At 36.8% G+C, this 9,745-nt stretch carries 5 protein-coding genes; all 5 read right to left on the bottom strand.

Going from position 1 to position 9,745, the window contains the following annotated elements; genetic code table 11:
• Positions 1-242: 242 nt before the first annotated feature.
• The gene (gene alaS / locus CQA66_RS06675) at positions 243-2,984 is read right to left on the bottom strand and encodes an alanine--tRNA ligase (RefSeq protein ID WP_104763668.1); all 2,742 of its coding nucleotides are present in this window, start codon (positions 2,982-2,984) and stop codon (positions 243-245) included.
• A 25-nt stretch (positions 2,985-3,009) separates the two neighbouring features.
• Complete coding sequence (locus tag CQA66_RS06680) at positions 3,010-4,866, bottom strand: AAA family ATPase (RefSeq protein ID WP_233707792.1); 1,857 nt, start codon at positions 4,864-4,866, stop codon at positions 3,010-3,012.
• Positions 4,867-4,933: 67 nt separating this feature from the next.
• A complete protein-coding gene (locus CQA66_RS06685; RefSeq protein WP_104763667.1) occupies positions 4,934-5,989 on the bottom strand; it encodes a TDP-N-acetylfucosamine:lipid II N-acetylfucosaminyltransferase family protein in 1,056 nt (351 codons plus the stop codon).
• 262 nt (positions 5,990-6,251) lie between these two features.
• A complete protein-coding gene (locus CQA66_RS06690; protein WP_115582574.1) occupies positions 6,252-8,438 on the bottom strand; it encodes a glycosyltransferase family 2 protein in 2,187 nt (728 codons plus the stop codon).
• Between the two features lie 130 nt (positions 8,439-8,568).
• Positions 8,569-9,745 (bottom strand): glycosyltransferase family 2 protein (locus CQA66_RS06695; protein WP_147289214.1); only part of this gene is annotated, 1,177 nt, incomplete at its 5' end.

Consider the following 9,745-nt stretch of genomic DNA (forward strand, 5'->3'; position numbering starts at 1 on the left):
GGTACGCCCAAGAGGATTCGAACCTCTGACCTACGGCTTAGAATAAGGGTATTATAAGGGGATTTTTGGGGATGTTGCTCGTGATTTTTGCCTGTTTTAGAAAGCCGTTGCTCTATTTATCTTATTGGGCTTGACACAATAGCTCTTGCCTCGCAAAGATTCTTATCGCTTTTCACTTGGCATATACCATTGTGTCAATTTTCTCATGGAGAGCTTATCGCGACATTGTATTTCATTATTCTTTAATTTTGTAAAATTTCTCTTCTAGCTACTTCTCTCGCTTTCGCCAATGCCTCACTAATCTTAGAAACATCACGTCCGCCTGCAGTGGCAAAATGATCTTGTCCTCCACCATTCCCGCCTAAGACTTTTGCGACTTCTTTAACCCATATTCCAGCCTTTAATTGCGCATTCTTAACTCCGGCCGTAATCGTAACTTTACCTTTAGATTCTGTAAGTAGCAAAATAGCGACTTTATCATTTACGTTTTTCGCGTTATCAACGGCTTCTTTTATTTCATTTGATTGAGCATTATCAAACTGCGAGACAATGAGTCGCACACCATTTATCTCCTCAAAGTCAAAACTTGTTGTGCTTTGTTGTGCTCTTTTTGCCCTGTTTTTACATTCTAACAATTGATTTTTGAGCTTCTCAATGCCCTGTATAATGTTTTGCACTCTTAAGCTTTCTCTTGCCATGCTAAGTTCTTGAAGTATGCTTTTACCGTATCGGTAAGCTGCCGCACCGCACACTGCTTCAATGCGGCGCACGCCACTGCTTACACCGCTCTCTTTGACAATATAAAAACTACCAATTTGCGCGGTATTTTGCACGTGGATTCCGCCGCATAACTCAACAGAATCACCAAAACAAACAACACGTACATTCTGTCCATATTTTTCACCAAAAAGTGCTATTGCTCCTTTTGCTTTTGCTGTTTGTATGTCAGTTATTTCACAAATCTGTGGATTACTTGCGCAAACCTCTGCATTGACAAGCGACTCAATACTCTCTATTTCTTCGCTACTCAATGCTTTAGAATGTGAGAAATCAAAGCGAAGTCTATGAGATTCTACAAGGCTTCCCGCTTGAGTGATATGCGTGCCTAGAATCTCACGTAAAGCAAAATGCAGTAAATGCGTAGCAGAGTGATGTTTTGCGATTTCTAAACGTGCGTCATCCACTTGCGCGAATACTTTTTGATTCACACTCAAGGTTTGTAAGGGCAAAATTTTAGAAAGATTGAAATCAAAAAACTTCTGTGTGTCCAACACATCTGCACATTTTTCATATCGCCTATCGTCTTTTATGTTGTCGTCTGCATGGCTCTGCTTCACAAAAAACAATCCTCCTCTATCGCCAATAGGTCCGCCTGATTCGGGATAAAAAGGTGTTTTATCAAGCATAACCCATCCTTCCTGCCCTCGCTCAAGGCTTTCCACTTGCTCAAAATCACTATCAAGTAGCGCATTAATTTGACAGCTTTCATTCATTGTTTCATAGCCTACAAATTCATTCTTATCAAAGTTATTGATTAAAGAATTAAAATTAGCATCTTGTATCTTGTCGCCGCTACCTTTCCAGCTTGCCTTGCCTCTATTCCTTTGCTTGTCCATGCAAGATTCAAAGCTTTGCATATCCACTTTGATATGATGCGCCCTTAACATATCTTGTGTCAAATCAAGCGGGAAACCATAAGTGTCATAAAGCTTAAACGCCACTTCTCCATTAAAAAGCTGCTCTTTATGTAACCTAATAGAATCTAGTTCCTTATGAAACAAACTCATGCCGCTCTCAATCGTCTCAAAGAATCGCTTCTCTTCCTCCTTGCATTGTTCCATAATTATGTCTTTGCGTTCCAATAAATAGGTATAAGTTTTGCCCATAGATTCGCATACCACAGCAATTATTTGATACAAGAAAGGCTCTCTTAATCCAAGCAAATAGCCATGCCGCACAGCTCTACGTAAGATTCTACGAAGCACATATCCACGTCCTTCTCTATCAAAATTTGCTCCTTGTGCGAGGAGAAAAGCAACGCTACGTGCATGGTCGGCAATAACGCGAAAGGAAGCTTGCGTTGCTCGTCTTGCCTTACGTTTGTCCTCTGATAAATTGTTATTGTCTAAAAGCTCTTTGTCTGTAAAATAGAGTTTTTGTTTTTTGCGCTGTGCAGAGCTTGATTCTCTGTCTTTTTGCAATCCATAACCAACCCCCCAAACAACTAAACTTTCGATTTCATCAATAATAGGGCGAAACAAACTTGTATCAAAGTTATTCAACTCTCCCTCTAGCAGTGCCACTACACGTTCTAACCCCATACCTGTATCAATGCTAGGCTTAGGCAAGGGCGTACGAATGCCGTCTTTTTGCTCATATTGCATAAAAACTAGATTCCATATTTCTAAGAATCTATCACCATCCCCGCCGAAATAATCTTCACTCGAATGAAAGTACTGCGCTCCTTGGTCAACATAAATCTCACTACAAGGTCCACAAGGTCCTGTATCTCCCATTTGCCAGAAATTATCTTTGTCCCCCATGCGCTTAATGCGACTAGGCTCAATGTACTTACACCATAACTCGAACGCTTCATCATCGCTTTCATGAATAGTTACATACAGCACACTTTTATCAAAGCCCAGAATCTGCGTTACAAACTCCCATGCGTAAGCAATAGCATCTTTCTTGAAATAGTCTCCAAAGCTGAAATTCCCTAACATTTCAAAAAGTGTATGATGGCGGGCTGTGTAACCAACATTCTCCAAATCATTGTGCTTACCGCCTGCGCGAATACATAGCTGCGAACTTGTAGCACGGGGAGGATTGGGAGTTGGAATCTTGCCTATAAAAACATCTTTAAACTGCACCATTCCCGCATTAGTAAATAACAAACTAGAATCATCGGGCACAAGCGGCATAGAATCATGGATTGTATGTCCTTTACTATGGAAAAAATCTTTATACATTTTTCTAATATCCATTATATTCCTTTCATAATTAATATCATTACACTGCGAGAATTTGTTGAATATCCTCTTTAGACAATTTTTCTTTCTCAAGCAACATATTGGCAACAATAGAAATACACTGCTTGTGTGATTGCATAAAATCTCTATGTTCATTATAAGCTTGTGTCAAAATCTCTAATATATCTTCTTGTGTACCAATGATTGTAACTCCCATACCATAATCTCTACACATAGTCATTGCCATCTGCTTTGCCCTTGCTAAATCGTATTTAGCAATATTGGCAGATTCTAATCCCTCTATTTCTAAGGCAATATTTCCACTTAATGCAACTTTGATATAAGTGATAATTTCACTTTTAAGCGCGCACTCTGGAATATTGTCAGACATGTCTTGTTGTGTATTAGTATAGGCAATTAAAGAAACTTTTTCAAAATCTGGCAATAACCAATATTGCGAAATTGCTTTGCCTGCGTTATAAATGGCGATAATACGTTTTTGCTCTTTTGAGAGCGCGCTTTGTTTCTTTGTCCCAAAGATAATCTTATCACTCATGATAATAATGTCCTCTGTAAGAATGCGATTTCTCTGATTACGTAACGCATGAAGTGCTGCTTCATTAATCAAAGAGGCAATATCTGCTCCACTAAATCCTACACAAAGCTTTGCAATTTCTGAAATATTGACATCGTGTGTACGATTTTGTAAATAAACTTTTAGAATCTCTTCTCGCTCTTTTATATCTGGTAAATCTACAAAGATTCGTCTATCAAAGCGACCGCTCCTAAGCAACGCGCTATCAATATTTTCAACTTGGTTTGTAGCTGCAATAACAATAATACCACTTTGTTCGCTAAATCCATCCATTTGCGTAAGAAGTTCATTTAATGTAGATTCCCACTCTTGGTGATTATCAAGACCGCGTGTTTTGCCTATTGCATCAATCTCGTCGATAAAAATAATAGCAGGTGCACTTGCTCTAGCCCTCGCAAAAAGTTCACGAACTCTTTGTGCGCCAATACCTACATACATTTGCACAAACGAAGAACCACTTTGATAAAAAAATGGGACTCCAGATTCTCCGGCAACTGCCTTAGCTATCATAGTTTTACCGACGCCAGGAGGTCCCGCAAGTAATACGCCCTTAGGAAGATATATCCCTAAATCTTGATATTTTTTGGGATTCTTAAGATAATCAATGATTTCTAAAAATTCATCTTTTACTTCTGTAATGCCCGCTACATCTCTAAAACGAATAGTGCTAGTCATTGGGGCAATGCAGAGAGACATGTCGTTATATTGGCTTGCTTTTTCTTGTAAATATTCCATATTGGAATGTGCTTGCAGCGTCCCTTCATAGCGAATTGTTTGTTCACTTTGCATAGATTCTCTTCGCTTATAGATAACAAACCACATCACAAGAGCAACAAAACCTAGTAAAAAAATCAACAAACAATAAAAGGCTTTTTCCGTATAGCTTACTTTCTCTTGAATGGTAGGAATATTGGGTTTGGAGAAAAAGGGCTCGGCAAGTTCAGTTTTTTGCTTGGCGCATACTATTGTGTTGTTGTTAATTTCCTTACATAGAGAATCTTTAAAATCCCGATCCTTCTTTGCAATGTCAGTAACTACAAATGCATCGTCAAAAAGCAATAGAGATTCTAAATTATCTTGCAAAAATGAATGTAACGGCAAAGCATATATTTGATTATTCTGTGTATGAAAGAAAAGTGCCTTAGAATCTAAAAAAACCTCGCTTATCTGTTCTTTTTTGAGAAACTCTTGTAATTGGGCTTTAGAAACTTCTATGCTTTTGTCCTGCAAAATCAGCAAGGCAAGCATAATAACAATCGTCCAAGCAAGCCCAAGAACAATAATCAACTTTTTAGTATCCATAAAGTTTCCACAATTTATAATCCTATATGGCTACAATTATACACTTAAAATAAAAATAGGGATTTGACTAATTATAGAACGATTGTTGGTTGCTAATTTGCTTCTCCTTACTATACAGCTTAAGAAGTAAGTCTCTGTTATGTTGAGAATCTACATAAGAAATAGGCTCTAAGTTAAAATTCTCGATAGCGAAAATCTTAAAGCCCTTTTGTACTAAGAAATCATAGTGTGTTGTATGTGGATTGAGATATACCTTCTTCCCTAATGCTAGTAAAACAAAAATATTTCCCATAGCTTGCTGTTCTTTATGATTAAAAATGGCTATATCAACACTCTGCAAAAAATTTTGATATTCAGAAAACGGCATAAAAGATTCTAAAACAGTGAAATTCTCTCCAAAAAGATCTTTTCCTGTTGTTTTAACACGTTGCGCATAATCCATATTTCCATAAGAAAGCGGCGCATAAATCTTGAAGTTTTTATCTGGCAGCTTACTAAGCATATTGAGTGCTTCCTCATGATAATTAGTTGGCGCAGCAGAATTACCCACTTGAATGATAATAGTTTCTCCATGCGTTTTAAAGGGAATATCTTTATAGCCTTCATAAAAGGATACATACATGAATGGCTCGAGCATCTTAGCTTTTGCGCCATACCATTTCACTGCTAAATCATAATCACCATACACAACAGGGATAATAAAGCCAAATCTCTTAATAATAAAACGTCGATATTTTTCCTTTTTCTTATACCATGGGTCCTGCTTATCTCCATTGATATATTCAAATAAATCGCCGCCCCAAATCGCATAATGACACTTCTTAAGATTCCAAAACAAAAAACACAACACGCGATTTGCTCTATGTTCCCATAACCCGTGTATAAAAACCTTATCTGCTTTTTGTATGTGCCAAGCAAGATATAAATCTCTTAAAAAAACATTAGGGAATCTTTCCCATAATAAAACAATATTCTTCCGTTTTGGCAAAGGATACCATTCTAAATATCTTTCGTCACCATAGATTAGAAATGTATGATCGTCTGGATTCAAATACGTCTCAATAAATTCAATATAAGGGGGGATAAATTTATCTAGCCACATAATATGACATATTTTCTTCATGGGTATTTCCTCGTTAATAAGAAAGTTTGTGCACCCACAAAGAAAGAAAATAAATGGATTTGCTTAGAGAGAATCAATAATAAAACGTAACACTTTATTATTTTTGCGTGAGAATAAAAATAGAGATAAAAACACAGAAAGGCTAGATGGCTATAAGTCAAACTTTTATTGGAATGAATATTAGAGAGGGTTTTGTAAAGTAAATTTGTAAGAATAGAATCATCATTGATAAGACAACGATTAATGAAGCAATAGTTATAGGTTAGCGGTGTTGCCCCCCCCCCCCCGTATCTGTTATTGCTGATATATTGTTAGAAAGCAATTCTTGAGCAGCTTGTTGCAAAATTTGAAGTAATTGAGGGTAATACGTTAAAATATTATTTAGCTGCACATCGTTATATCCCTCATCGCAATTTACGCGCCACAAGGCAGTATCCTGTGTAGCCCAATCCGTAATAAAAAACTGGTGGTAATTATTTGCAACAACATGAATCTTTGTGCCTTGTAAGAGTGCCATTGCCCATAACCATATATCATCTCCCAAAGGGCATAAACGTGTAAAAAGATTAGAATCTAAGACATCTTGATATAAAGAATTTGGCGGATAAAGTACGCCACCTAAACCATTGGCTAAGTAAAGAAATGACGTGGAATCTTGCAAAGAATCTGTATGTATTACACTACTCCATTGTGTGTAAGGTATCAAACTGCCATGGGAATCTAAACTCAATCGACTAGCTAGATGACAATGGATAGAACGGGGATTCTCTCTATAAGCAAAAACAAGCTTCTCTAGCCAATCACGAGGATACAAGGCGTCGTCATCGGCAATAACAATTGCACAATCCTTGTATGCTTCTAAAGCATGAATAATTTTCTTATAAGGCTTCAGATTGCCGCTACACCAAACTATCTCTAAACCAAATCGCCGCAAACAAACAAGTGAATGCGGTAAATCTTGCAGGCGATTCGGAAATTCATCGCTACTTAACCATAATATGATTTTATCGGGCTTATAGGTTTGAGTGAGCAATGAATAAACAGTATAGTAGACTTGATAGATTCTTTGAGGATATGAAGTTAATGAAACGATTAACTGCGGTTTTTCTCCTTTATGTTGTGGAGGTTGCACTCCTAACACACCGGCGCGTAAAAATGTGTCAATGTTCTTTTGCAAGGCTTGTAAACGATATTTTGTAAATCGCTTGTTTTGGAATCTCTGAATCTTCCTAGCAAAAAAATTACGCAACGTCTTTGGTATTCGTTTCTCATAAAATGCTTTATAATAGATTTTTTCAACATCTGCTGTGATAGAAAAACTTGCACGGTATTTACGTAACCAATCCCGACATGCAAATATCTTTCTATGCAAACTTGGGAATACCATACGAAAAGCCAATTTGAATGGCAATGTGCATTGATATTGCAACCATAAGGATTTGATAAGACGTTCGCAATCGACTTGCGTTAAAACAATGGGCTGCTGCCTAATAAACGTCATAATTGATTCTTGAAGCCATAAGCTCGCTAAATTATATTCATTGCTTTGCGCATAATAAGAAGAAATATAGTACAAACTTCTTACGCTATTGGCTATTCTATCCTCATCAGCCAACGAAGAATATACACCTCCTGCATGCAGACGATAATAAGACGGCAGTATATTTGAAAGATATTTTACTTTGCCATAACCACCCAAGAGCGCATTAATAAATACATCACCATTAAAGATTCTTTGTAAGTAATGCGCAATAAGAGGATTAGAATAATCAATTACATTGCGATGACAAAGCGTCCTTAGAGACATAAAAACTTCTCGCTTCTGTAATGCAAGTCCGCTTGATTCTTTATCTGTATCAAGATTATCATACAATATGTGTCCATCTTTGCTAGGCATGATGCACTCATGATAACACCCCACAAACTCACTATGAGATTCTAAGAAAGCTACTTGTGTTTGTATTTTTTTTGGATCATTCCAATAATCATCTCCTTCACAAAGGGCAATGTATTTTCCAGCCATTTTGTGCATGAGAGCCCAAAAAGGTTTTCCTTTGCTCCCCTTGCTATATTGATTCTCTTCTTCATAAAGGGCTTTAATGATTTTAGGATATTTTGCTTGATATTCTTGAATGATTCTTTGTGTGCCATCTGTTGAACAATCATCATGAATAATGATTTCAAAAGGAAAAGTAGTTTCTTGTTCTAAGAATCCTATAAGGCATTGTTCAATAAATTCTACATGATTGTAAGTAATACAGAGAAAGCTACAAAGTGGCTTGGTGGTGGTTTGTTGTGGATTATAAGTCTGTTTTGTTGCTACTTCAGAATCATTATGTTGAGTATGGGGAATGTTGTGTTGATGATTGTGTGTTAGAGATATTTCTTGAGAAGTTTCTAAGCCAATATGCCAATGACTCATGATTTCATCTTGTGTTTTGCGGAACATTAGGCAATACCTCTATACCTACAAAGAGGTTGCACATAATCTATACTATGAAAATAAAAATCACGAATAAAATATTGCAGCAAAATGCAGCACAAGTAAAGTGTTGCAATGAAAAATGAAAGATCGTTGACTAAGCTATTGCTTTCCTTTGTCTGTATAATCTGAACTTGTCTCGCAAGCGAATAATAAAGAAATGTGTTCTCGGGAAGAAAAGACGTAAAATAAGTTTGACAGAGGTAGCCTGAAAGCCGCCTAAGGGGTAGTTGCCCCCCCCCCCCCGTTTAATCAGCAGGGACTTAATTACAGAATCAACTTCTTTTTGTGTTAAATTTGCATCACTAGCTGCACATAGATTCTGCAAAGAAAGCTGCAGGAAGAAACTTGCCGCAAAAGGATTATTAGCTTGAGAATAATATTCTGACATATAGTAAAAACTTTTAGCGTGAATTTGGAATCTACTTTTAGCAGATAACGGTGACCATACACCCCCAGAATGAAGCCTATAATAGGCTGGCTCGATAGAGTCTATGTATTTCATATCACCATGTTGTCCTAACAATGTCCAGAGGAAAGTATCTCCGTTTGTTATTTTGCTACTATAAAACAGTAAATTAGGTTCTAAATAATCTATGACGTTGCGATAGCAAACTGTTCTTGTAGAAATAGTTGTTTGTAAAAATTGCAGCATAGCTGCAGTAGTATCTCGATGATTACTACCATTATCTTCTTGCACTCCAGAAGAATCTAATGTATGACACCGATGATAACACCCCACAAACTCACTATGAGATTCTAAGAAAGCTACTTGTGTTTGTATTTTTTTTGGATCATTCCAATAATCATCTCCTTCACAAAGGGCAATGTATTTTCCAGCCATTTTGTGCATGAGAGCCCAAAAAGGTTTTCCTTTGCTCCCCTTGCTATATTGATTCTCTTCTTCATAAAGGGCTTTAATGATTTTAGGATATTTTGCTTGATATTCTTGAATGATTCTTTGTGTGCCATCTGTTGAACAATCATCATGAATAATGATTTCAAAAGGAAAAGTAGTTTCTTGTTCTAAGAATCCTATAAGGCATTGTTCAATAAATTCTACATGATTGTAAGTAATACAGAGAAAGCTACAAAGTGGCTTGGTGGTGGTTTGTTGTGGATTATAAGTCTGTTTTGTTGCTACTTCAGAATCATTATGTTGAGTATGGGGAATGTTGTGTTGATGATTGTGTGTTAGAGATATTTCTTGAGAAGTTTCTAAGCCAATATGCCAATGACTCATGATTTCATCTTGTGTTTTGCGGAACATTAGG

Origin of the sequence: Helicobacter aurati (assembly GCF_003364265.1) — a bacterium.
Lineage (GTDB): Bacteria > Campylobacterota > Campylobacteria > Campylobacterales > Helicobacteraceae > Helicobacter_A > Helicobacter_A aurati.